17 protein-coding genes are annotated in these 24,842 nt (G+C 59.6%); 13 read left to right on the top strand and 4 right to left on the bottom strand.

Annotation, left to right across the window (positions count from 1 at the left end; genetic code table 11):
* Positions 1 to 24: 24 nt before the first annotated feature.
* Entirely contained in the window at positions 25 to 4,554 is a 4,530-nt protein-coding gene (locus KGB27_RS03870; protein ID WP_223553250.1) for a DUF4329 domain-containing protein, read from the bottom strand.
* A gap of 291 nt (positions 4,555 to 4,845) precedes the next feature.
* Between KGB27_RS03870 and urtA the strand changes: the two genes are divergently transcribed.
* From urtA to ureC, 11 genes are all read left to right on the top strand, one after another.
* Positions 4,846 to 6,111, top strand: a complete 1,266-nt coding sequence (gene urtA, locus KGB27_RS03865) for an urea ABC transporter substrate-binding protein (RefSeq protein WP_008031211.1) — start codon at positions 4,846 to 4,848, stop codon at positions 6,109 to 6,111.
* Between the two features lie 143 nt (positions 6,112 to 6,254).
* Positions 6,255 to 7,757 carry an urea ABC transporter permease subunit UrtB gene (gene urtB / locus KGB27_RS03860; RefSeq protein WP_223553249.1) on the top strand — a complete coding sequence of 501 codons (1,503 nt, stop codon included), beginning with the start codon at positions 6,255 to 6,257 and terminating at the stop codon, positions 7,755 to 7,757.
* Positions 7,757 to 8,836 carry an urea ABC transporter permease subunit UrtC gene (gene urtC, locus KGB27_RS03855; RefSeq protein ID WP_008038697.1) on the top strand — a complete coding sequence of 360 codons (1,080 nt, stop codon included), beginning with the start codon at positions 7,757 to 7,759 and terminating at the stop codon, positions 8,834 to 8,836. Before urtB ends, urtC begins: the two co-directional genes overlap by 1 nt.
* Positions 8,833 to 9,702 carry an urea ABC transporter ATP-binding protein UrtD gene (gene urtD, locus KGB27_RS03850; protein ID WP_008038696.1) on the top strand — a complete coding sequence of 290 codons (870 nt, stop codon included), beginning with the start codon at positions 8,833 to 8,835 and terminating at the stop codon, positions 9,700 to 9,702. Before urtC ends, urtD begins: the two co-directional genes overlap by 4 nt.
* 120 nt (positions 9,703 to 9,822) lie before the next feature.
* Complete coding sequence (urtE, locus tag KGB27_RS03845) at positions 9,823 to 10,521, top strand: urea ABC transporter ATP-binding subunit UrtE (RefSeq protein WP_008031204.1); 699 nt, start codon at positions 9,823 to 9,825, stop codon at positions 10,519 to 10,521.
* A 30-nt stretch (positions 10,522 to 10,551) separates the two neighbouring features.
* Positions 10,552 to 11,391 carry an urease accessory protein UreD gene (locus KGB27_RS03840; protein ID WP_008038695.1) on the top strand — a complete coding sequence of 280 codons (840 nt, stop codon included), beginning with the start codon at positions 10,552 to 10,554 and terminating at the stop codon, positions 11,389 to 11,391.
* Between the two features lie 159 nt (positions 11,392 to 11,550).
* Positions 11,551 to 11,853, top strand: coding sequence for an urease subunit gamma (gene ureA / locus KGB27_RS03835; protein ID WP_007907366.1), 303 nt, complete (start codon positions 11,551 to 11,553; stop codon positions 11,851 to 11,853).
* Positions 11,854 to 11,862: 9 nt separating this feature from the next.
* Complete coding sequence (locus KGB27_RS03830) at positions 11,863 to 12,396, top strand: GNAT family N-acetyltransferase (protein WP_223553248.1); 534 nt, start codon at positions 11,863 to 11,865, stop codon at positions 12,394 to 12,396.
* Positions 12,397 to 12,402: 6 nt separating this feature from the next.
* Entirely contained in the window at positions 12,403 to 12,936 is a 534-nt protein-coding gene (locus KGB27_RS03825) for a GNAT family N-acetyltransferase (protein ID WP_008038693.1), read from the top strand.
* Positions 12,936 to 13,241, top strand: a complete 306-nt coding sequence (locus tag KGB27_RS03820) for an urease subunit beta (RefSeq protein ID WP_008038692.1) — start codon at positions 12,936 to 12,938, stop codon at positions 13,239 to 13,241. The genes KGB27_RS03825 and KGB27_RS03820 overlap by 1 nt, the downstream gene beginning before the upstream one ends.
* Positions 13,242 to 13,381: 140 nt before the next feature.
* Complete coding sequence (gene ureC / locus KGB27_RS03815; protein ID WP_008038690.1) at positions 13,382 to 15,082, top strand: urease subunit alpha; 1,701 nt, start codon at positions 13,382 to 13,384, stop codon at positions 15,080 to 15,082.
* Between the two features lie 54 nt (positions 15,083 to 15,136).
* On the opposite strand, the gene KGB27_RS03810 is transcribed toward ureC, so the two are convergent.
* The gene (locus KGB27_RS03810; protein WP_223553246.1) at positions 15,137 to 20,419 is read right to left on the bottom strand and encodes a dermonecrotic toxin domain-containing protein; all 5,283 of its coding nucleotides are present in this window, start codon (positions 20,417 to 20,419) and stop codon (positions 15,137 to 15,139) included.
* 236 nt (positions 20,420 to 20,655) lie between these two features.
* Here KGB27_RS03810 and KGB27_RS03805 point away from each other — a divergent pair, with 236 nt between their 5' ends.
* Positions 20,656 to 21,777, top strand: coding sequence for a sensor histidine kinase (locus KGB27_RS03805; protein WP_223553243.1), 1,122 nt, complete (start codon positions 20,656 to 20,658; stop codon positions 21,775 to 21,777).
* A gap of 94 nt (positions 21,778 to 21,871) precedes the next feature.
* On the opposite strand, the gene KGB27_RS03800 is transcribed toward KGB27_RS03805, so the two are convergent.
* Together KGB27_RS03800 and KGB27_RS03795 are read right to left on the bottom strand one after the other, a co-directional pair.
* Positions 21,872 to 22,177, bottom strand: coding sequence for a chaperone modulator CbpM (locus KGB27_RS03800; RefSeq protein ID WP_008038687.1), 306 nt, complete (start codon positions 22,175 to 22,177; stop codon positions 21,872 to 21,874).
* Positions 22,178 to 22,200: 23 nt separating this feature from the next.
* Positions 22,201 to 23,148 (bottom strand): DnaJ C-terminal domain-containing protein, encoded by a 948-nt coding sequence (locus KGB27_RS03795; RefSeq protein WP_008031184.1) that lies wholly within the window; start codon positions 23,146 to 23,148, stop codon positions 22,201 to 22,203.
* A 298-nt stretch (positions 23,149 to 23,446) separates the two neighbouring features.
* Between KGB27_RS03795 and KGB27_RS03790 the strand changes: the two genes are divergently transcribed.
* Entirely contained in the window at positions 23,447 to 24,721 is a 1,275-nt protein-coding gene (locus KGB27_RS03790; protein WP_192226948.1) for an Hsp70 family protein, read from the top strand.
* The last annotated feature ends 121 nt before the right edge of the window (positions 24,722 to 24,842 follow it).

Here is a 24,842-nt window from a genome sequence, read left to right as displayed (position 1 = left end):
TTCCATCAGTGAAAATACGATCCTCTACAGTTCGTCATGACCAGGCAACGCAGGTTTCCAGTTGGCGCTCACAAGCCCGCGACGGCGCCAGTAACCATCGGTGTCCACTACTTCCAGCCGTCCCACGCTGGCGAGTCTGGCGAGGTATGCAGCGACCCCGTCCTTAGCCTCCTCGCTGAAAAATTCGCGTTCCTGCGACGAGAAGCTGGGGGTGAATTTGAACAGAGCCCCGCCTCGCCCGGTGAAATAGCAGCTGCCGCCGGAGACCCCGCTCTTTTTCACCACGTCCCTGCTGAACCACAGGTCCGCCAGGGCCAGGTTGTCCAGTAGCAGTTGATCAGACGCACTGGGGTCCTTCACGAACAGGTTGAAGCGTTTGTAGAACTGATGAACAGCCACCCATTTGAAATCCCGCGGAAAAACCGGCAATGGCAACGGCTGCTCGCCTGGTACCGCGACCGGGGCAATCGGCCCTCCCGGCCCTGAGTAAAACAGTGCGCTGTCAGCGCCACTGTCGAGGCCGTCCTCAAGCGGCTCGACCGCAACGAACGAAGACGATGCCTGGTGTATCAGGACGCCTCCAAGATATTGCTGGCCGACGTACTCGCCAATCAGTCTTTGGGCCGAACGAGCCGCATCATCGGCATGCGCAAATACCGGCCCGAGGGCAAAGCGGTTATCCGGCGCCCATCTCACCAGCCCGATGCCGGTTTTGACACCCTTGGCATCCACCCTGAACGGCGACCAGAAGGTGCTGCGCACCACTGCCTGCAACTCACCGTTCGCGATCACCTTGCGCAGATACTCGAACAGTGTTTCGTGCCCTGATTGCAGTACTTTTTCGTAGGCGAGCGCGACCTGTAACCGGGTCCACTCCGGTGCAGCGGCCTTGGGTTTGTATCGCAACAAGGCACCATCGGCACAGGACACAAAGACGTTGAGGAAAGTAGTCACAGCCCCCGTGCGTACACGGACAGCGTCCAGCCCGTACATCAGATCCCGAGGCGATATGAAACTCTGATTCACGTCGTGCGGCAGTCGCCCCGGCCCGGTCGACGGGCACAGATAGATTCCCTCAACGCTGTATCCCAGAGGTAATAGCCCATCGGGAAATACCTTCTCGACGGAGAGACTTCCTTGCCGCCCGTCAATCGGCATCGTAGTCATATACCGCTCGGCGTTCAGCGACTTGAGCACGAACCCGAACCTCAATCCGGTTCGAGCGCCCACCGCACGGTGGACATGCCGTACGGCGTCGTTCAATTGCGTGAAGACCGGACTGAGCGCCGGATCAGCGATGGCCGACCGATGCACTTGCGATGGACCACCCTCGAAATAAGCGCTCCATGCTGACAACTGCCTGACCTTGCCCCACAGCCGGCTACCCTTGATTACTTGCAATCTGCCGGCGCTTGCAACCTGATTGACGTAGTCACTCGGGGTCAGCGTGCCATTGCGCATTTGCAGTTCTATCGGGGTGTGCCTGCGCTGCAATTGACTGGGGGGTGCCAATGATCGCGCGAGTTGTTTTTCGGCAGCACTGGCGCTGAGGGTGTAGCTGATCAGGCTGCCATCGAGCCCCAACAGGTATTCCTTGCCAGGCGACAGCGATGGGGAAAGCCCTGAAACGGGCAGGATGCCTGCCATAAAATCGGTGGAAAACATACCGAGATACACGTCCCGTTCGCGGTTCGACAGCGCGAAAATCGGTTCGACCTGCATTCGCGAATGGTAGCGAGCGACGACTGTGCTTCCAGCCAGAAACAACCCCTGTCCGGTCAATTCGTCCAGGCGAACCCAGCTGGCAGGGAAGTTTTCGACCTCGACGGCCACTGGTAACGTTGCAACAAATAAACCATCGAGCCGACGCAGCACCAGGCCACCGTAGATCCGCTCACGCCGCGAGTCCAACTGCGTCAGCGCATAGCGCACTGCATCATCCTGCGACACAAAGACCGGGCTGAGCGCTCGCCGCTGGATCTGCGCGTAGGGTTTCCAATCTGCACCGACAATGCCCGCCTCGTCCCACAGTTCACTGGTGCGCAACACCTTCAGCTCTGCGGCCTTGGCGATCAATTGAATGACGTTGGCATAGGGCGGCGTGTCGTTGAGCAATAGCGACTTCAGTTGCTGCAAACCTTTAGCGTCAAACTGTGTTGAGGTGGCCGGGTATTGATACCGCAACAAGGCCCCATCCAGGGTCGCGACGAAAACGCTCAGGTCCTGAAAATGCGTAAGACGTAGCGTGCCCTCGTCGTCATAGATCGCTGCAGCCAGTTCGGTCAGGGAAGCAAAATGCCGGGCAAACCAGGCATCCGCTGTCGATAGCCCGTCAAGAATCCAGCTTGCCGAGTAATAAAGCGCGAGAGTGCGAAACTCGTCGACCAATACGGGAGCACCAAAGTCACTCGCCTGGTTCAATGCCCCCAGGCGCCCGGCTGGCACTGTTTCGGTCGCCACATACTCATCGCGATCCTTGTGTTTGAGAATGAATCCCCAACCCGCCGCAGCCGTGCGGTAATCGAGCCTTGCGCGATGACGGGCGTTCAGTACGGCTTCTTCGGCGCTGGTAAAAATCGCCCCGAGCAACGGAGGGGAAACGCCTGCGGGAGTTGACTCATTACCCAGCACCGTTGCTCGCGGCCCCCACACATCATTGCCGGCTACCACACGCAATCGGCCGGTTTCGGCCAGTTCGTCGACAACGGTATCGGGTGCAAGTGTGCCAGACGCCAGCGCCCGGTCGATCAGGGTGGAGCCATCGGCGAGCAGGGCAACTCGCTCGTGCACTTTGTTGCGGGCGGCCACTTTCGATAGATCGGGACTGTAAACCAGCAGGCTGTCTGGCGAACCGGAGAGGTAAAAGTCGACAACATGCGCGCTCTTGTCGAGCACCGAGCGAATGTCTTCGGTGGTGAACATCTGCGCCTGCGTCAATTGCTCTTGTTCGTCGGCACGCACAATGGCGCTTGAGTCAGCTTGCCAACGCGAAGCGTACAGCCCATGAAACGAGTACCCCTCGAGCAACATGATCGGTGCGCCGGTGGCATCGAGGGGGCACAGCCTGTCCAACACAAACCGTGGTTTTGCGGAAAAAACCGGTTCTGTGGCAACGAAACGTTTGTTTTGATCCTGCAAAATCATCCCGGCGAAGCCTTGTTCACGCCGGCTGCCGATGTACTCGTGCGCAAAACGTGCGGCATCGTCCGCCATGAGAAAAGCGGGACTCAAACGCCTCGACCTGGCATAGGGCTGCCAGTCGGCACCAACGTTCCCGACAACATCCCATAACGCGCTGTCCTTCAGCACCGTCAGCTCGCCGGCTGCTGCTACCTGCTTCACGTAATCCGCAGGCTTGAGCGTGCCCGCCTTCAGTCGAGCGTTGATATCCGCGCTGTCATCCAACGGAGCTTCACGGATGTGCCCCGAGGGGCGGTATTGCAACACGGCACCATCCCGGGTTCTGGTGTACACATTCAGGTAGTCAGGGTATTCCTGCCGATAAACATCCCAAAGCGAAAATTTGATTCCCGCAGCCAACTCATCCGGTGAAATAAAGTGCTCATAAAGCCAAGGGTCGCTGGCACTCTGCGCGCCATCACTGTGCGACAGGAAGTAAACGCCATGCAGGTCGAAATCGAGCAACCTCTCCAGCTTGTGATCGGGTCTCCTCGGAAAGGTATTGAACAACTCGATGGCCACATTCAGTTGGCTGGAGAGAACCGGATAGGTCGCCATGCATTCCGAACTTCCGGCAGACGTGACGACAAAACCCAGATACACACTACCGGAGACTGTGGATACGCTCGTTGCCGCGGCTTCGATAGCCTTGTCCACTTGATCGGAGACGGCACAAAAAAAAGGCTGTGAGACGGGCCGGTTGTGTCCCAGGGCGGTACCAAGGGTCCAGTTCGCCGGCACGTTTCCTCGTACGCCACCCCACTGATCATTGGGCACCAGTACGCTCAGCGTGCCGATCGAGGCCAGTTTCTGAATCAAAAGTTCAACATCGGTGAACGGCCCGAAAGACTTGAACCCCTGTTCAAAGAGTTTTTTCTCCTCTGCCGGCTGAGTGGACTCGTACTTGATCAACGAGTCATCCGGCCCCGACAGATAGTGGCGCTGGCCATAGGCGCCCGGGTCCTGCATGTGGGTCAGGATATGCCCTCTCGAAAAAAAACCGAGGTCTAACTTGATCTGCTCGGCTGTCCACTGCGGATGAGCACGCAGAACTTCAGCGTGGCTGGCCGAATGGGACAGGTAATACGCCGCACCACTGTAGCCCGGTGGGGCAAATAGCTCTCCGACGCGGCCGGTAGACAGCAAGGTGTCAAAATCGAAATGCCCCATCCTCCCGGCCACAGGCAACGTGGGCTGAAATTTTCCATCGCCACGCTGCACGATCACGCCGCCGTAGGCTCTGTCACGACGCGCGCCGATCTGTCGGTGTGCCCAATAGGCTGCATCATCGGCGCTTATGAACGTCGGTCCCAGTGCGGGAAATTTCGCCGGTTCCTGGGGGATTGAAGGTGTGTTGCCAGAGGTGCTATCCATGCGCTACTCACTTGATTTCGAAACCACGATGATCAAGATTTCGCAGCACAGCAGGTGGTACATAGTTATCGCCTGCCGGGTTTTGGCACTGAACTCCCTCGGCACCAATGCTGCGCACTCAGGCGCACCCGCCTTGCAAACAGGCCCCAGTCTGGTGCGCGCTCCAGCCCGCCAATGGCTCTATCACGAGATTTACCGGCCTTTACCGAACAGGCACACCCCTTGCTAAAGACCCTTCAGTAGTCCGCATCTGCCAACCAAGAAAACTCATAAGTTCATGGAGATCGCACAATGAAGCGTCGCAGCTTGATCAAGGCTTTTACACTCACGGCAAGCATTGCCGCGATGGGCATGACCTGGACTGTCCAGGCCGCCGAGACCATCAAGGTCGGTATTCTGCATTCGTTGTCCGGCACCATGGCGATCTCCGAAACGTCCCTCAAAGACATGGCGTTGATGACCATCGACGAGATCAACGCCAAGGGCGGCGTGAACGGCAAGATGCTGGAACCGGTGGTGGTCGACCCGGCGTCGAACTGGCCGCTGTTCGCAGAAAAGGGTCGTCAGTTGCTAACTCAGGACAAGGTCGCCGTGGTGTTCGGTTGCTGGACTTCGGTATCGCGTAAATCAGTATTGCCGGTGTTTGAAGAGCTCAATGGCCTGCTGTTCTACCCGGTGCAGTACGAAGGCGAAGAGATGTCGCCGAACGTGTTCTACACCGGCGCCGCGCCGAACCAACAGGCGATCCCGGCCGTGGAATACTTGATGAGCGAAGAAGGCGGCGCCGCCAAGCGCTACTTCCTGCTCGGCACTGACTACGTCTACCCGCGCACCACCAACAAGATCCTGCGTTCGTTCCTGCACTCCAAAGGTGTGGCCGACAAGGACATCGAAGAGGTCTACACCCCGTTCGGTCACAGCGACTATCAAACCATCGTCGCCAATATCAAAAAATTCTCGGCCGGTGGCAAGACTGCGGTCATCTCCACCGTCAACGGCGACTCCAACGTGCCGTTCTATAAAGAGCTGGCCAACCAGGGCCTGAAAGCCACCGATGTTCCGGTCGTGGCGTTCTCGGTCGGTGAAGAAGAACTGCGCGGCATCGACACCAAACCGCTGGTGGGCAACCTCGCGGCGTGGAACTACTTTGAGTCGGTGGAGAACCCTGCGAACAAGAAATTCGTCGCCGACTGGAAAGCCTACGCCAAGAAACACAACCTGCCGGGCGCCGACAAAGCGGTGACCAACGACCCGATGGAAGCCACCTACGTCGGCATCCACATGTGGGCGCAAGCAGCGGAAAAAGCCAAGTCCACGGACGTCGACAAAGTCCGCGAAGCCCTCGCCGGCCAGACCTTTGCCGCGCCGTCCGGCTACACCTTGACCATGGACAAGACCAACCACCACCTGCACAAGCCGGTGATGATCGGCGAGATCCAGGCGGACGGTCAGTTCAACGTTGTGTGGCAGACCGAAGGGCCGATCCGTGCCCAGCCGTGGAGCCCGTTCATTCCTGGCAACGACAAGAAGCCGGAGTATGCGGTGAAGAGCAACTAAGCCACTGGATGTCGGGTTCGCCCCCGACACAACACCTGTAGGAGCCAGCTTGCTGGCGATCAGCATCACACGGTTTGCCTGATGCACCGCCATCGCCGGCAAGCCGGCTCCTACAGGGTCCGCGTATCACCAGGACATTTGATATGCCCACTGCCCTTTACCGTTTCATCTTCGCTCTCGCTCTGTTGTTGCCGATGGCCACGCATGCCGGCGACGCCGAAGACTTCGTCGCCGCCAACCCTGTGCAGCAAGCAAAACTGCTGGAAGCCTGGGCCGCGCAGCCCGATCCGGTTCGTGTCGAACTGATCAACGCCCTGCAACAAGGCGAGTTGACGGTCGACGGCCAACCTAAAACCTTGCGCCTGAACAATCGCCTGCGGGGTCTGATCGACACCGCACTGGCCAGCCATCAATTGCTCGCCACCGACGCCAAAACCCGTCTGGCCGCCGCGCAGCAATTGCAGAAAAGCGCAAAACCGGCGCAGCTGAAATTCCTCGACCAGCAACTGGCTGGCGAACACGACGAAAACGTTCACGCCGCGCTCAGCCTCGCGCTGGCCAACCTGCAACTGGTGGACACCGACCCGGCCGTACGCCTTGCCGCTGTGCGCCTGCTCGGTGAAACAGGCGATCCACTGGCTCGCACTCGACTGGAGAGTTTGCTGGAGCCGGGTGTCGAAGCCGACGCCAATGTGCGCACGGCTGCCGAAACCAGTCTGGCCCAAGTCAAACGCAAACTGCTGATCGGCGAGATGCTCGGCCAGGCCTTCAGTGGCATGTCCCTCGGTTCGATCCTGCTGCTCGCGGCGCTCGGGCTGGCGATCACGTTCGGCCTGCTCGGCGTGATCAACATGGCCCACGGTGAGATGCTGATGCTCGGCGCCTACTCGACTTACGTTGTGCAGTTGCTGTTCCAGCGCTTTGCCCCGCAAGCCATCGAGTTCTATCCATTGATCGCGTTGCCGGTGGCGTTTTTCGTCACGGCGGCGATTGGCATGGCGCTGGAACGCACGGTGATTCGTCACCTCTACGGCCGCCCACTGGAGACCCTGCTCGCCACGTGGGGTATCAGCCTGATGCTGATCCAGCTTGTCCGATTGGTGTTCGGCGCGCAGAACGTCGAAGTGGCCAACCCGGCGTGGTTGTCGGGCGGGATTCAGGTGTTGCCGAACCTGGTGCTGCCGTACAACCGCATCGTGATCATCGCCTTCGCTCTGTTCGTGGTGGTGCTGACCTGGCTGCTGTTGAACAAGACACGCCTGGGTCTGAACGTGCGCGCCGTCACTCAGAACCGCAACATGGCCGCCTGCTGCGGGGTGCCCACCGGACGTGTGGACATGCTCGCCTTCGGCCTCGGCTCCGGCATCGCCGGCCTTGGCGGCGTGGCGCTGAGTCAGATCGGCAACGTCGGCCCGGACCTCGGTCAGAGCTACATCATCGACTCGTTCCTGGTGGTGGTGCTCGGCGGCGTCGGTCAACTGGCCGGCAGCGTGCTCGCCGCGTTCGGGCTGGGCATCGCCAACAAGATTCTCGAACCGCAGATCGGCGCCGTACTCGGCAAGATCCTGATCCTCGCGCTGATCATTCTGTTCATCCAGAAACGTCCGCAAGGCCTCTTCGCACTGAAAGGACGGGTGATCGACTGATGAACCAGCCCCTGATGCTCACGGCCAGCCAAAAGGCCGGCCCCAAAGTCACGATTGCCGTCGGTGCGGTGATCCTTGTTTTGCTGTTGACGTTGCCGCTGCTGTCGCTGTTGTCGCCAGACAGCGCCTTCCATGTCTCGGCCTACACGCTGACCCTGGTGGGCAAGATTCTTTGCTACGCCATCGTCGCCCTCGCCCTCGATCTGGTCTGGGGTTACGCCGGCCTGCTGTCCCTCGGTCACGGTCTGTTCTTCGCCCTCGGCGGTTACGCGATGGGCATGTACCTGATGCGCCAGGCCTCGGGCGATGCCTTGCCGGCGTTCATGACTTTCCTGTCGTGGACCGAATTGCCGTGGTACTGGACCGGCACCAGCAGCTTCCTCTGGTCGATGTGTCTGGTGGTGTTGGCGCCCGGATTGCTGGCGTTGGTGTTCGGCTTCTTTGCCTTCCGCTCGCGGATCAAAGGTGTGTATTTCTCGATCATGACCCAGGCCCTGACCTTCGCCGGGATGCTGCTGTTCTTCCGCAACGAAACCGGGTTTGGCGGCAATAACGGCTTCACCAACTTCCGCACCATTCTTGGCTTTGGCATTACCGAACCGGGGACGCGCGCGGTGTTGTTTTTCGCCACGGTGGTGTTGCTGGTGGCGAGCCTGTTTATCGGCTGGCGACTGGCGCAAAGCAAATTCGGTCGAGTGCTGACCGCGCTGCGCGACGCCGAAAACCGCCTGATGTTCTGCGGTTACGATCCACGGGGTTTCAAGCTGTTTGTCTGGGTCTTGAGCGCAGTGCTGTGCGGTCTGGCGGGCGCGTTGTACGTGCCGCAAGTCGGCATCATCAACCCGAGCGAAATGTCGCCAACCAACTCCATCGAGGCCGCCGTCTGGGTCGCACTCGGCGGTCGCGGCACGCTGATCGGCCCGTTGCTCGGTGCCGGCGTGGTCAACGGCATGAAAAGCTGGTTCACCGTAGCCTTCCCCGAGTACTGGCTGTTCTTCCTCGGCGCGCTGTTCATCGTCGTGACCTTGTACCTGCCCAAAGGCGTGATCGGCCTGCTGAAGAAAAGGGGTGACCAATGAGAGTGACTGCGACGGCTGAATTCATGCTTGAACCGGCTTTCTACCCACCGCAGCCGAACAAGGACGCCGGCACCAGCCGCGATGCCATCGGCCTCGGGCAACGCGTCGGCCCCGGCCTGAATACCCGCCACGGCACCATCCTGACCCTGGAAGACATCAGCGTCAGCTTCGATGGTTTCAAGGCTCTGAACGATTTGAACCTGTACATCGGCGTCGGCGAATTGCGCTGCATCATCGGTCCCAACGGCGCGGGCAAAACCACGCTGATGGACGTGATCACCGGCAAGACGCGCCCCAGCCATGGCAAAGCCTGGTTCGGTGAAACCCTCGATCTGACGCAGATGAGTGAAGTACAAATTGCTCAGGCCGGCATCGGTCGCAAGTTTCAGAAGCCGACGGTGTTTGAAGCGTTGAGCGTGTTTGAAAACCTCGAACTGGCGCAGAAAACCGACAAGTCGGTGTGGGCCAGCCTGCGGGCTCGCCTGAGTGGCGAACAGAAAGATCGCATCAGCGAAGTGCTGGAAACCATTCGCCTGACCACCTCGGTCAATCGCCCGGCAGGCTTGTTGTCCCACGGGCAGAAGCAGTTCCTGGAGATCGGCATGTTGTTGATGCAAGACCCGCAATTGCTGCTGCTCGACGAACCCGTGGCAGGCATGACGGACGCCGAAACCGAATTCACCGCCGAGCTGTTCAAAAGCCTGGCGGGCAAGCATTCGCTGATGGTGGTGGAACACGACATGGGGTTTGTCGGCTCGATTGCCGACCACGTCACCGTGTTGCACCAGGGCAGCGTGCTGGCCGAAGGGTCGCTGGAGCAGGTGCAGGATAACGAGCGGGTGATCGAGGTTTATCTCGGAAGATGATGTTGCTTTTGTAGGAGCGAGGCTTGCCCGCGAAGGGAGCGCCGCGGTGCAACTGGAAGACCGCGTCATCGTTTTTCGCGGGCAAGCCTCGCTCCTACAGGGATTGAGGAGATTTCAGAAATGCTGCAAGTCGACAAGCTGCACCAGTACTACGGCGGTAGCCACATCCTGCGCGGCCTGACGTTTGACGTGAAGGTCGGTGAAGTCACCTGCCTGCTCGGGCGCAACGGTGTGGGCAAGACCACGCTGCTCAAATGCCTGATGGGTTTGCTGCCGGCCAAAGAAGGCGCGGTGAACTGGGAAGGCAAACCGATCACCACGTTCAAACCGCACCAGCGGGTGCATGCAGGGATCGCTTACGTGCCTCAGGGCCGGGAGATTTTCGGTCGGCTGACGGTAGAGGAAAACCTGCTGATGGGCCTGTCGCGATTTCCGGGCAGCGAAGCGAAAGAAGTCCCGGCGTTCATCTACGAGCTGTTCCCGGTGTTGCTGCAAATGAAGCAACGACGCGGCGGTGACCTGTCCGGTGGCCAACAGCAGCAACTGGCAATCGGCCGGGCGCTGGCCAGCCGCCCTCGGCTGCTGATCCTCGACGAGCCGACCGAGGGCATCCAGCCGTCGGTGATCAAGGAGATCGGCGCGGTCATCAAGAAGCTTGCGGCACGCGGCGACATGGCGATTCTGCTGGTGGAGCAGTTCTACGATTTCGCCGCTGAACTGGCGGATCAATACCTGGTGATGTCCCGCGGCGAGATCGTGCAGCAGGGCCGCGGCGAAAATATGGAAGCCGAGGGTGTGCGCGGTTTGGTTACGATCTAATCTGTAGCGTCCTAACGATAATTAGACATCATGAATTTACCTGCCCACACAACGCTGTTCACGCCTAGCTGGCATGCCGAGCTGGAACTGGGCTATGCCCGATTCGGCGACACCACGCGTCCGGTTCAGCGTCGGCATAAAGGGCCGTTGCGGGTGCAAAAACATCTGTACGCCGAAGGGCCCGAGGTTTGCCAGCACATCATCGTGCATCCGCCCGGCGGGATTGCCGGCGGTGATCGACTGGACATCAGCGCCAGCGTTGGCCGCGATGCGTGGGCACAAATCACCAGCCCCGGCGCGGCCAAGTGGTATCGCGCGGCAGGACCGGCTTATCAGACACTTGATCTGAAAGTGGCCAACGGCGCGACACTGGAGTGGTTACCACAAGAGACGATTATCTTCAGCGCCGCCCAGGCAGAACTCAACACATCCATTGATCTGGAAGGTGATGCGCGGTTGTTTTACTGGGATGTGGTGGCGCTGGGTCGTCCGGCCAGTGGCGAGCGCTTTGACCTCGGGCATTTTCAGGCGCAGCTGGATATCCGCCGCGACGGCCAGTTGCTCTGGCACGAACGCCAGCGCATTGTCGGGGATGACGGGTTGCTCGATTCGCCGATTGGCCTGGATGGACAACCGGTGTTTGCGACGTTGTTGGTGACGGGGGAGATTGACAGTGAACTGCTGGAAACCTGTCGCTCGCTGCCCAATGACGTACGCGGGGATTTGACCCAGTTGCCGGGCCTGTTGGTGGCTCGGTGCCTGGCCAGCGAGGCGCTGTTGGCGCGAGGCTGGTTGATTGATTTGTGGCGATTGCTCAGGCCTGCGTTGCTCGGTCGAGAAGCCGTCCCACCCAGAATATGGAGCACCTGAACACAATCCCCCTGTAGGAGCCGGCTTGCCGGCGATAGCGGTGGATCAGTCGACATATTTATCGACTGAAAGGACGCCATCGCCGGCAAGCCGGCTCCTACAGGGTTATGTATTTACAGAGTCGAATTTTTTTAATCTGCCGATTATGGATTCCAAACGATGGACCTGACCCCACGCGAAAAAGACAAGCTGCTGATCTTCACCGCCGGCCTCGTGGCCGAGCGGCGTTTGGCGCGCGGCGTGAAACTCAACTACCCGGAAGCCATGGCCTACATCTCCGCAGCGCTGCTCGAAGGCGCGCGTGACGGCCAGACCGTGGCCGAGCTGATGCACTTCGGCACCACCCTGCTCAGCCGCGAACAAGTGATGGAAGGCATCCCGGAAATGATCCCGGAGATCCAGGTCGAAGCCACCTTCCCCGACGGGACCAAACTGGTCACCGTCCACCAACCCATCGCCTGAGGCCGCGCCATGACTTACCACATCCGCGATGCGGTGCACGCCGATCTGCCGGCGATCCGCGACATCTACAACGACGCCGTGCTCAACACCACGGCGATCTGGAACGAACAGGCCGTGGACCTCGGCAACCGCCAGGCCTGGTTCAGCGCCCGGCAAGCCCAGGGCTATCCGATCCTGGTGATCGTCGACGGCGATAACAACGTACTCGGCTACGCTTCATTCGGTGACTGGCGACCGTTCGATGGTTTCCGCCACACCGTCGAGCACTCGGTCTACGTACGCAGCGATCAACGCGGCAATGGACTGGGTCCGCAATTGATGGACGTGTTGATCGAGCGTGCCAAAGGCTGCGACAAGCATGTGATGGTCGCTGCCATCGAAAGCGGCAATGCCGCTTCCATCCGCCTGCATGAACGCGTCGGCTTCGTGACCACCGGGCAGATGCCGCAGGTGGGCACCAAGTTCGGCCGCTGGCTGGACCTGACCTTCATGCAACTGACCCTCAATCCTGGCGCGGAGCCGCCGCCCGCCAACAAGGAGTAATGCCCGATGAACGCCGCCCAACTGCGCCGCGTCAATGTTGAAAGCTTTGCGCACTATCGTCAGGGTTTGATTGATCTGCTGCTCGACGCGGTCAGCTATGGCGCCAGTGTCGGGTTCATGGCCGATCTGGATGCCACACAGGCACGCGCCTGGTTCGATGGCGTTCAAGAGGAGCTGAACAAGGGCAACGTGCTGCTGTGGGTGGTGGTCAAGGACGAGCAAGTGCAGGCCAGTGTGCAACTGACTTTGTGCCAGAAAGCCAACGGCCTGAACCGCGCCGAAGTGCAGAAGCTGCTGGTGCGTGAACACGCGCGCCGCCGCGGGTTGGGCCAACAATTGATGAACGCCCTGGAACAGGCCGCGCTCCAGCACAAGCGCGGCATGCTTTACCTCGACACCGAAGCCGGTTCCCCGGCCGAGGATTTCTACAAGGCTCTGGGCTACACCCGTGCGGGAGAAATCCCCGACTACGCCTGCGACCCGAGCGGTCGTTACAAGCCGACCGCCCTCTACTACAAGATTCTCCAAGGAGCCCATTGATGATTCCCGGTGAATTCCAGATCCAGCCCGGCGACATCGAACTCAACGTCGGCCGCCGCACCGTCAGCCTGAAGGTGGCCAACAGCGGCGACCGGCCGATCCAGGTCGGCTCGCACTACCATTTTTTCGAAACCAACGACGCCCTGACTTTCGACCGTGCTGCCAGTCGCGGCATGCGCCTGAACATCCCCGCCGGCACCGCCGTGCGCTTCGAACCGGGGCAGAGCCGCGAGGTCGAGCTGGTTGACCTGGCCGGGCATCGCCGGGTGTTCGGGTTTGCCGGGCGGGTCATGGGTGACCTGTAAGTCATGTGCAGCCTGTACCGGCCTCTTCGCGGGCAAGCCTCGCTCCTACAGGTCATGTGTCGTCCGCAGCACGAACCCTGTAGGAGCGAGGCTTGCCCGCGAATGCGATCTCCCATTCAATTAATTCCTAAGGCAAGCACATGAAGATTTCCCGTCAAGCCTACGCCGACATGTTCGGCCCCACCGTCGGTGACAAGGTCCGCCTGGCCGACACCGAGCTGTGGATCGAGGTGGAAAAAGACTTCACCACCTACGGCGAAGAAGTGAAATTCGGCGGCGGCAAAGTCATCCGCGACGGCCAGGGCCAAAGCCAGCTGCTGGCCGCCGAAGTCGTCGACACGGTGATCACCAACGCGCTGATCATCGACCACTGGGGCATCGTCAAAGCCGACGTTGGCCTCAAGGATGGACGCGTGGCAGGCATCGGCAAGGCCGGCAACCCTGACGTGCAGCCGAACGTCACCATCGCCATCGGCGCCAGCACTGAAGTGATCGCCGGCGAAGGCATGATCCTCACCGCCGGCGGCATCGACACCCACATCCACTTCATCTGCCCGCAGCAGATCGAAGAGGCATTGATGAGCGGCGTGACCACCATGATCGGCGGCGGCACCGGCCCGGCCACCGGGACCAACGCTACTACCTGCACCTCCGGCCCATGGCACCTGGCGCGGATGCTTCAAGCGGCGGACGCCTTCCCGATGAACATCGGCCTGACGGGCAAGGGCAACGCCAGCCTGCCGGAGCCGTTGATCGAGCAGGTCAAGGCCGGCGCCATCGGCCTCAAGTTGCACGAAGACTGGGGCACCACCCCGGCGAGTATCGACAACTGCCTGACGGTGGCCGATCAGTACGACGTGCAGGTGGCGATCCACACCGACACCCTCAACGAGTCCGGTTTCGTCGAGACCACCCTCGCCGCCTTCAAGGGCCGCACCATCCACACCTATCACACCGAAGGCGCGGGTGGCGGTCATGCACCGGACATCATCAAGGCCTGCGGTTTTACCAACGTGCTGCCAAGCTCGACCAACCCGACCCGGCCCTTCACCCGCAACACCATCGACGAACACCTCGACATGCTGATGGTCTGCCATCACCTGGACCCGAGTATTGCCGAAGACGTGGCCTTCGCCGAAAGCCGCATTCGCCGCGAAACGATTGCCGCCGAAGACATCCTCCACGACCTCGGCGCGTTCTCGATGATCAGCTCCGACAGCCAGGCCATGGGCCGGGTCGGTGAAGTCATTACGCGCACCTGGCAGACCGCCGACAAGATGAAAAAACAGCGCGGCCCACTGCCGGGGGATGGCGAGGGCAACGACAACTTCCGCGCCAAACGCTACATCGCCAAGTACACCATCAACCCGGCAATCACCCACGGCATCAGCCATGAAGTGGGCTCGGTCGAAGTTGGTAAGTGGGCCGATCTGGTGCTGTGGCGCCCCGCGTTTTTCGGGGTCAAACCGACGTTGATCCTCAAGGGCGGTGCCATTGCGGCCAGCCTGATGGGTGATGCCAACGCCTCGATTCCGACGCCGCAACCGGTGCACTACCGCCCGATGTTCGCCAGCTACGGCGGCTCGTTGCACGCCACCAGCCTGACGTTCATCAGCCAGGCGGCGCAGGAGGCAGGACTTCCCGAAGCACTGGGCTTGAAGAAGAAAATCGCTGTGGTCAAAGGTTGCCGCGATGTGCAGAAAACCGACTTGATCCACAACGACTACCTGCCGAGTATCGATGTCGACCCACAGACGTATCAGGTCAAGGCCGACGGCGTTCTGCTTTGGTGCGAGCCAGCGGATGTACTGCCGATGGCCCAGCGTTACTTCCTGTTTTAATCGGCCAAATCACCGGAGCCTGGCGTGCCTGGCTCCGGTGTAAAACAGAAGCGATCAACTGTTCGGCTGTACGGTGAAAGGGATTTCTACCCGTTGCAGTTTTGCCCGTTCGATTGCCTGGCGTGTGAATGTTTTGATAAAGGCTTTCTTGTCTTCGTCGATGACTTCCAGCTCGGCGGCGTATTCCGCTTCGGTCATGACCCGTCCCGGCGCAAACGCGCTTTCCGGTTTGTTCAACTCAGCACCGAGCACCCTGAGCTCTTCCTTCAACCGAGCCTTTTGCTCAAGGGAAAGCGTTGTGTCGGTTGCGCGTTTTTCAAGCGCTGAGTAGAACTCAATCGTGGCTTCAATCCGGCGTCTGAAACCTTTGATAACCCCCCGATTGGAACCCTCGACATAGGATGACCAGAACGGCTGCTCGATCAGCAAATCGTCGAGCAATTCACCCGCCTCAAGGTTCAGTACACGATGGAAAGCATCTTCGATCATCGCGCTCGTGACGCCGGCGATTTTTCTGAACTGCATTTTTCGCGACTGCCAGGGCAGGTCTAACCGGTCGGCAAGATCCGTCATGAATGCCAGGTGTACTTCAACCTCATCAATCGTGCCGGTGACCTCGCCCGTCGCATTGACGCGCCTGAATTCCTCACCCATCGCCTCGCGCTCGGAAATCGTTTTGCGCGCGATCCGGCTCAGTTCATCCAGACGTGACTTGCCCTGCGCCAGCGACACCAGTTCACCCTCTACCAGCGCGGGATTTGCCAGTTCATAGGCTTCATGAATCAACACCTCCATCCCCATGGCGTTGAACAGCTGCGCGCCGGCATCGACACACGCCGTGGGCACGGTGGTCAGGGTGAAGAGTTTTTGCCGCAGTTCGGTATTTTTCGACATCGCATCGAGCATTCGCCAGACCTTGGCGGTCATGTCGACCCGAAACCCGAGGTCGTGCTTGAAATGCCCCGATTCAGTGAGTTTGCGAATCTCGTTGAAAAAACCGACCGAACCGATCTCGTCCTCGACGCTGTTCCACACCTCCTGTTTGGCCACCCATTCCGGCCGGGTCATGCCGGTTTCCCAGTCCAGACTGTCGCGCACGCCGCGAGGTGGATAGGGTCGATCGGGGTCCATGCCGACGGACGCGATGTACTCCCTGAGCGTCTGCAGATTGAAGGCCGGCAAAAAATCCGTTTCCCGGCTCAACACCGTGCGCGCCAGCAATTCCGCCTGAACGGAGCCTCTCGTGACCATGGGCACGTAGGTGATTTCGTTGCGCTGCATGTCCAGGTAAAAATGCCGGAACCGCGGCTGCGCGAATAACCCGTCCGGCCAGCTCCGAATGCCGGTGTCGGCCAGGATCAGCGTATGCAACATGCGCATGCTGCCAATATCCGGAACCTGGCCGAGGGGATTGCTGTGCAGGTCCAGGATCTGAAGCCGCGTCAGGTTGCGCAAGTCCGCGACGCCTTGTGCATCCAGGACAATGCGGTTTGCTCGCAGGTTCAGCTCCGTCAGCGCACGCATGCGGCCGATGGCACGAGGAAACCGGGTGAGCGAATTGCCGTTGATGTTGAGCGAGCGCAATCGCGGAAAATGATCGAGCAAGGAAACCTGCGCGTCGGTCAATTCGGTCAGGGTCAGATTGAGGCGGGTGACGTGATCGAAGTTGCCCTCCAGTGTGGGCATGGTGCGCAGACGCCCCCCCAGCGGCAGGTTCTCAAGGTCGAGCACGAAGCCTCGCAACTCGCCGTACGAGTCCACATCGCGCAAGCCGGTGTGCTGCCAACATTCCCTGACCGCTTTGTACACCGCGTTTCTGGACTGCCATTCGGCGATGCCGGCGGGCGTGAAGCGGAATGCTTCGGTCGGTGATTTCAGCCAGCGTTGGAAGTTGGCATTGAGCCGATTGAACTCCTCTTCCAGGGCACTCGCCCTCTGCTCAAGACTGACGTCGCTGCCCCCCGCTTGCAGATAGGACTGAGCTTCGGCCTCCGTCCATCCTGGGCGAACGACGCGGACCCGCTCTTGCGGCGTTACTTGCCCCTGAACTCGACGCAGACCTTGGGCCATCCCGCGCATGCCGCCACGCAGACGCATCGTGGCTGGATCGTACTCAGGTTTTCGAACAGGGTTATCCGACAGAAGCGCGTTGAACCTGTCCCGTGGCAATGGCGTTTTTTGAATGGCGTGCTTGAGCGTCGCGCCTTGATTGATCTGGTACCCCAGCGCGTTCCGTTCGGCATCAGGCAAGGCATGCAACACCGAAGCATAGAGGTCATCAGCCCCATGCAGATGCAGATCATCGGCATCGCGGGCCTGGTACTGACCGTCCTCGCTGACAAGGATTCTGCGAACGGCGGCATCTGCCGGGCCCACACTGTCGCGCAGTGGTCCGTCGAATGAGTATTCGCGGATTTCGATCCGCACGTTTGCGGGCCAGTCGGGCAACGCTTGCAACGAATGCAACGCCAATCGCTCGCTATCGACACCGTACGCGGCATCGAGGTAAAGACCTTCGTAAGCACGTGCGGCGCGTAACGTGCGCAAGGCCAGCCGCGTGCGTTCTCTGAGCTGCAAGGGAAGGCGCGAAGACTCGGTGATACCGAGTAAGTCTTGCGGTTCGATGTCGGCCAGCAACTCACGGGCGATCACCGTCGGGAGGTTGCTGAAGGCGTCCTGGAGCACCCGCACTTGCCGGTTGTCTGTCTGCTGCAAACGGCGATTGAGCGCATCAAACAAAGGCCCCGGATGACTGCCTGCCCGCCCCGCGAGCTTGTTTTTCAAGGCGTCGATGCGGATACGCTCGTCAGTGGAAATGCTCTGTCCGAACAACGCATGGATGTCGGCTTCATTGACAAACTTCACAGCCAGCTCCGGAAGTTTCCCGGCACTGACCTCGGTACGGCTTATCGTCAGCGTATCGGCCGGCGACGCGTCTAGATTGCCGTACTTGATCGAGCGCCCCGACAGTCCGGCGCCGTCAAAAAGCTCGATGCTTTTTTGCTCAGGCCAGCCCGGCAGTTCCACCAGCAAACGGGGCACCTGCTCGATGAACGCTTCGGGAACCTCATCGAGCACTATCTGCCCGGGCAGCTTTTGCACATATGCCCAGGTCTTGAAGCGTTCGATCGTGTCGGTCAGCAGCGCGGGCGGTGGTTCGTTGACGACATGCAGCCGGCGCAACAGGTCTTCCTCGACACCGCTGGCGATACGAATCTGCTCCAGCGTGGCCTCGGACAAATCCTCGACCGCGAGCCCCAGGCGCCGCATGAGCGTGGTTTTGCCCCACTCGACGGGTCGGTCGAGCTCGGTCTTCCACACACCGGCACCGTCGTGTTCGAGTGTGGGTTGATACGCCTGCGGCCGATCCGGATGTTGCAGGCGTGGCTGGCCCGTGAGTGGGTCGTTTCTGACTTCGAAGTATTTGTTTTCATGCTTCAGGATGGTTTTTTCGCTGTGCCGGAACAGCCCCTGCTCACCTGGCGTCACCGTTTTCGGCAACGTCAGGTCATGGGCGTAGGGCGACAGGTCCGGCTTCCAGAGGCGCGTCTTGCCGTCAGGCAACTCAACCTTTTTCAACTGATCGATGAAGGCCGACGGTTTGACCGACGCCGCCGCACCGGCGGGCAACACATGCCCCGCCGCCATGATTGCCAGTTGCGCAAAATTGATCATGACACTGGTCAGATGGGCCGCCGCTTCGTCCCTGTCGCCCTTGCTCCACGCCTCGATACCTTCCATGGTTTCGAACAGCATCTGCCCGACCATGACCGCCAGCATCGCTTCGCCCAGCCCGGGAACCAACATGGAGCCGAAGTTGAACACGTTCCAGCCGATGCTCAGATAGCTGGTCAACCGATTCCAGCGGGTGGTCGCGTCTTCATCGTCGGTCGGCACCGCGATGTGCCGCGCATCCGCAATCGCCTTATCCCTGCGCCAGCGACCGATTTGCGGCCAAATATCGCCAGTAATGATGTTGGTGATGGGCTCTGCGTTGGCGTTTTCAACCGCGGTCTCTCGCCACCACGGCCCCATGTCCAGCGGCTCACGTTGCGTCCAGGTGAACGTGGTGAAACGCTCGCGAACCCGGGCAAAGAATTTGCCATGGTCTTTTTGTGCCACGAATCGGCTGAAAAACTGTTGATAGTCCGGCGAGCGCAACTGGCTCGTCAGCTCCTTCATGAAGTCCGTTAGGGACGCATACTCTTTGAAGGGGTGGTCAGGATCATCCGGGACATAAGCGATCAACGTCCCGTCGAGACGGCTTTGTTGAAAACCATCTTCCCTTTGCAAAGTGGCTTCGACGAGACCGCTGGGGCCATTGGCGAAAAACGCTTCGAGTAATTTGAACTGCTCAAACTCCTGGCCCGGTAGCAGCGTCAAACGCCTGGACCATTCCATCAGCGTGCGTTGATGCCGGGGAACCAGACTGTCGTAAATTCTTTTAACTTCAGTGGGGTCTGCCATTGCACTGAACAACAGGATGCCGGACATCCTGAAGCCCATTAACGAAAGTCGATGGCATTGCAAAGGACGATGATTCCACGCAATGCCTTTTTCATTGTCACGAATTTGCTGAAGTTTCCCGTAGCCATAGGAACTGATGTCGTTTTTCAAATACGCGATCAGCGCAGATTCGTTGAAGATGGCTTTTTCACTGGCCATGCAATGCCGCTCGATTATTGCCTTGGCCGCGATATCTTCGGGCATCAGAGCTGCCTTGAGGTGACGCTGATAGTGCGCGCCGATATCAAGCGTCCGGCACAGGGCCGCGAATTGTTCGACCGTCAGCGCATGCCGCTGTAACTCGTTTTCGTGGTCCCGGGTGAAGATGCCGGAGCCGTCGCGAAACGCGCCGGCCTGCGTTTCAGGCGCCTCGAAATTGTGAAGCGCCGCTTCCAGCAACGTCGATTGCCTGAGCCGACTGGCATTGGTATCGATGCCAAAACCCAGTTTTGCCGGGATATACAGGCGAATAAGCGTCGCATTGACGTCCAGATCCAGATTCAGCTGGTCCTTTAATGCTTTAACGAGCAACGGTTCGGCAAAGGCAAGAATGTCCCGCTGTACATTCTCCAACACGTCGTCCAACGGGACCTGAAGGCGCCAGCGCTCATCCGTCAGTTGCTTGAGGTACTGACGGTCGATGGCGCGTGCATTCAAATACCACTGCGCAAATTCCACGGTCGAATCGGCCATCGTAAGCAGTCGTGAAACAGGTGCGTCTTTTAGCGGCGAAGGCAGTTTGCCCAGCAAATAATCATGATGAACATTGTCTTTGCTTCTTCCATGCCCGGTAATAACTTGCAACGCCGGAGCGTCCGATAGTTCGTTCATTTCGCAAATCCTTATGCGATGAAAAGAACCACCAGACTATTGAGTGCGATTAAAAACAAAAGCTTAAAAAACCACTTGAAAAACCGCGCCAGCCCAACAATGCATTTAATTTCAGGATCTAAAAAATATTTAATTAGCACCCTGGGGCCACTAAAGAATGGTCGCCGGCGCAGTGGTAGTTTTTAGGGGGTGCCAAAGGGGCTAAGATGCCTCGGATTGCCATCAGGAAACCGACCATGCGCCTATCCGAATTCATCAGGCAACACGTAGACCGTATCGTCGATGAATGGGAGCAGTTCGCCAGAACGATTACCCCGGCGGCCGAAAATATGGATCGAGTGGCCTTGCGTGATCACGCCAGGGAAATTCTGTTGGCAGCAGCGCGGGACATGACCACCGCGCAAACAGCCAGCGAGCAACTCGCCAAGGCCAGGGGCGAAGGTCCGGAGAAAACCCCGAGCCTGGACGAAGCCGGCGCCAGCCATGGTGAACTGCGCCATACCGTGGGCTTCGATCTGATGCAGATGACCAGCGAATTCCGTCACCTGCGTGCCTGTGTGATCCGGTTGTGGGTCAACAGCCTGGAATCACCGGACCTCGCTTACTTCCAAGACATGATCCGTTTCAACGAAGCCATCGATGAAGCCCTTGCCGAATCCACGGCGGCCTATGCCGAACAGGTCAATCATTCGCGGGATATCTTCCTGGCTATTCTCGGCCATGACCTGCGTGCCCCCTTGCAGGCCGTGAGCCTGTCCACCGAAATGCTGATGCGCAAAACCACGCTTGAAGGCGATGCCCTGGCTTGTGCGATCAATATCAAACGCGGCGCGCGGCACATGGCGGTGATGGTCGGCGATTTGCTGGAACTGGTGCGCAGTCGCCTGGGCAAGAGCCTGCCAATTGAACCGAAGCCGATGGACCTGGCCGATGCCGCTCACGCAGCGATTGCCGAAGCCTGTGCCGGTAATCCCGAATGCGATCCGACAGTTCATGCACTGGGCGACACGACAGGCGTGTGGGATGCCGGACGCCTGGCTCAACTGCTGCAAAACCTGATCGGCAATGCGTTGCAGCATGGGTCGAACAAACGTGATGTGACGGTGACCCTCACCGGCGAACCAGACACCGTTCGTCTAACGGTGCATAACTTTGGAGCGCCGATACCCGAGGACGCAATCGGCACGATTTTCGATCCGCTGGTACGCAGCGCCGATGAAGAACTCGGCCAGCCGTCCACCAGCCTTGGCCTGGGGTTGTTCATCGTCAAGGAAGTGGTCGATGCGCACGGCGGGACGATCGAGGTCAGTTCGAACGAAGTTGATGGGACGCTGTTTACCGTGGTGTTGCCCAGATAGACCGCCATCTGTAGGAGCCAGCTTGCTGGCGATGGCGATCTTACGGACGCCATCGCCAGCAAGCTGGCTCCTACAGGATTCAAGTACGCTTCAGCTATTCGACAACCAACCGCGCCAACCGCTGCTTGAGCATCCGGTTCTCGGCCCGCAGTTGCTGCACCTCTTCAAGCAGGTCGAGCGCCAGGGCGACGCCTTCCCACTCCAGCTCCAGGTCGTGCCGCAGCTTGGCGGCACGCTTGGCCAGCGCCAGCTCATAATCGGTGAAACGCCAATCCTTGGGCTGCTTGCCCTGAGGTTCGAGGATGCCGTGCTCGACGATTTCGATCACGTAGACGTCCGACAAATCGGTCGCCTCACAGAATTCTGCCATGTCCAGTTGAACGATCAGGGGGTTGCTCATGATGGGCTACTCCGTCTCTTGGATCAGAAGTTTTCTCTCGGGTCGAATGCGGCTTTTTTCGCCAGTTCCTGCCACAACGCCTTGACCTCGTCGCTCGAGGTCTTTGGCATGACCGCCTTCAATTGCACGAACAGATAACCGCGTTGACCGGCCTTGTTCAGCAAGCCGTGGCCCTTGGCACGCATACGCTGGCCGTTCTGGCTACCGGCCGGCACCTTGAGGTTGATCTTGCCTGTCAGTGTAGGCACGGCCACTTCGGTGCCCAGCGCCAATTCCCACGGAGCCAGCGGCAGCGTAATGATCAGGTCCTCGCCTTCGACGTCGAACTTCGGATGCGGCGCAAAGCGAATGATCAGGAACAAGTCGCCGTTGGCACCACCACCGATGCCTGGTGCACCCTGGCCTTTGAGGCGGATGCGCTCGCCGTCGGTCACGCCGGCGGGGATTTTAACGTTCAGGCTTTTGCTGGTGTTGCTGACGTGCTGGCCGGCAGCGTTGTACTGCGGCACCTGGAACGTGACCTTCTTCGATTCGTTCGAGAGGGTTTCTTCCAGAAAGATTCCAAGTTCCATTTCCACGTCTTGCCCTCGACGTCCGGCACTGCGGCGCGACTCTCCACCACCAAACCCAGGACCACGGTTACCGAAGATCGAACTGAAGAAGTCCGAAAAATCGCCCGAGTCCTGACCACCACCAAAACCACCGCCGCCACGCCCCTGCCAACCTGGCGGGCCCTGGAACGGTTGGCCGTGCTGGCCGTATTTGCGCAAGTCGTCGTATTCGGCGCGCTTGTCGGCACTTTTCAGCGCTTCATAGGCTTCCGAAGCGTCCTTGAATTTGGACTCGGCGTCCTTTTCCTTGCTGACGTCCGGGTGGTATTTGCGCGCCAGCTTACGATAAGCCGCCTTGATCGTCTTATCGTCCGCGGTCGGTTCCACACCGAGAATCTTGTAATAGTCTTTGAAGTCCATCGTGGAATCACCATCCATTATCAAAATCGCGCCATCAGCCTCAGCATGCTCTTAATTGCCGCACGAGGTTTGACCGATCTCAAGTTTGTGACCGGACAGCGCATTAGAAGTTTATCGGCAGCGGCGGGCGGTTCTTTTGTCCGTCCCAATGGCTGCCAGGGCCAATGCAGACAAGTTTGGGGCATCGGGCCGTCTTATCAAGGCGCTAATTACCGAGATTTAGCGGATAGTCGGCCTTCGAATCTGCGCCGCACTGGCATACACTGCGCGGCCGTTTTTTAACCGGAACCTGATAGACATGAAAAACGCATCTCCAGCCCGTGCCTGTGGTATCGACTTCGGCACGTCCAACTCCACCGTCGGCTGGCTGCGCCCCGGCATGGAAACGCTGATCGCGCTGGAGGACGACAAGATCACCCTGCCCTCGGTGGTCTTCTTCAATATGGAAGAACGCCGCCCGGTCTACGGCCGTCTGGCGCTGCACGAGTACCTGGAAGGCTACGAAGGCCGCCTGATGCGCTCGCTCAAGAGCCTGCTGGGTTCCAAGCTGATCAAGCACGACACCAGCGTGCTCGGCACGGCGATGCCGTTCAAGGACTTGCTCGGGTTGTTCATCGGTCAGTTGAAGAAACGTGCTGAAACCGCCGCTGGTCGCGAGTTCGATGAAGTGGTGCTGGGTCGTCCGGTGTTCTTCGTCGATGACGACGAGATGGCCGACCAGGAAGCGGAAAACACCTTGGTGGACGTGGCCCGCGCCATCGGCTTCAAGGATGTGTCGTTCCAGTACGAGCCGATTGCGGCAGCGTTCGACTATGAGTCGACCATCGAAAAGGAAGAGTTGGTACTGATCGTCGACATCGGCGGTGGTACGTCTGACTTCTCGCTGGTGCGCCTGTCTCCTGAGCGCCGCAACCATGACAACCGTCACGAGGACATCCTCGCCACCGGCGGCGTGCACATCGGCGGGACCGATTTCGACAAGCAGTTGAGCCTGCAAGGCCTGATGCCACTGTTCGGCTACGGCAGCCGGATGAAGAGTGGTGCCTACATGCCGACCAGCCACCACATGAACCTGGCGACCTGGCACACCATCAACTCGGTGTACTCGCAGAAATCGACCCTGGCCTTGGGCAGCATGCGCTACGACATCGAAGACACCGGCGGCATCGACCGTCTGTTCAAGCTGATCGAGCAACGTGCCGGGCACTGGCTGGCGATGGAAGTGGAAGAAACCAAGATCCAGCTGACCCACGCCGACAGCCGCCATGTGCCGCTGGACCGCATCGAGCCGGGCCTGAGCGTGGAGTTGAGCCGGGCGTTGTTCGAGTCGGCCATCGACAACTTGCTGGAGCGCGTGCGCAACAGCGTGACCCAGATGCTGAACGACGCCAACGTGCGGGTCGATCAGGTGGATACGGTGTTCTTCACCGGTGGTTCGAGCGGGATTCCGGCATTGCGCAACAGCGTCTCGGCGATGTTGCCGAATGCGCGGCATGTGGAAGGCAACATCTTTGGCAGCATCGGCAGTGGTTTGGCGATTGAAGCGGCCAAGCGTTACGGGCCGATGGACTGATCCAGAACCGAGTCGCGCCCTTCGCGGGCAAGCCTCGCTCCTACAGGTTTGGTGTCGTAACCATTATCGGTGAACGACACAAACCCTGTAGGAGCGAGGCTTGCCCGCGAAAGCGTCAGAT

Source organism: Pseudomonas sp. BF-R-01, from assembly GCF_019946615.1.
GTDB classification, from domain to species: Bacteria; Pseudomonadota; Gammaproteobacteria; order Pseudomonadales; family Pseudomonadaceae; genus Aquipseudomonas; species Aquipseudomonas migulae.
Note: the sequence above shows the minus strand (reverse complement) of the source record. Positions and strands in the feature narration are given on the sequence as shown.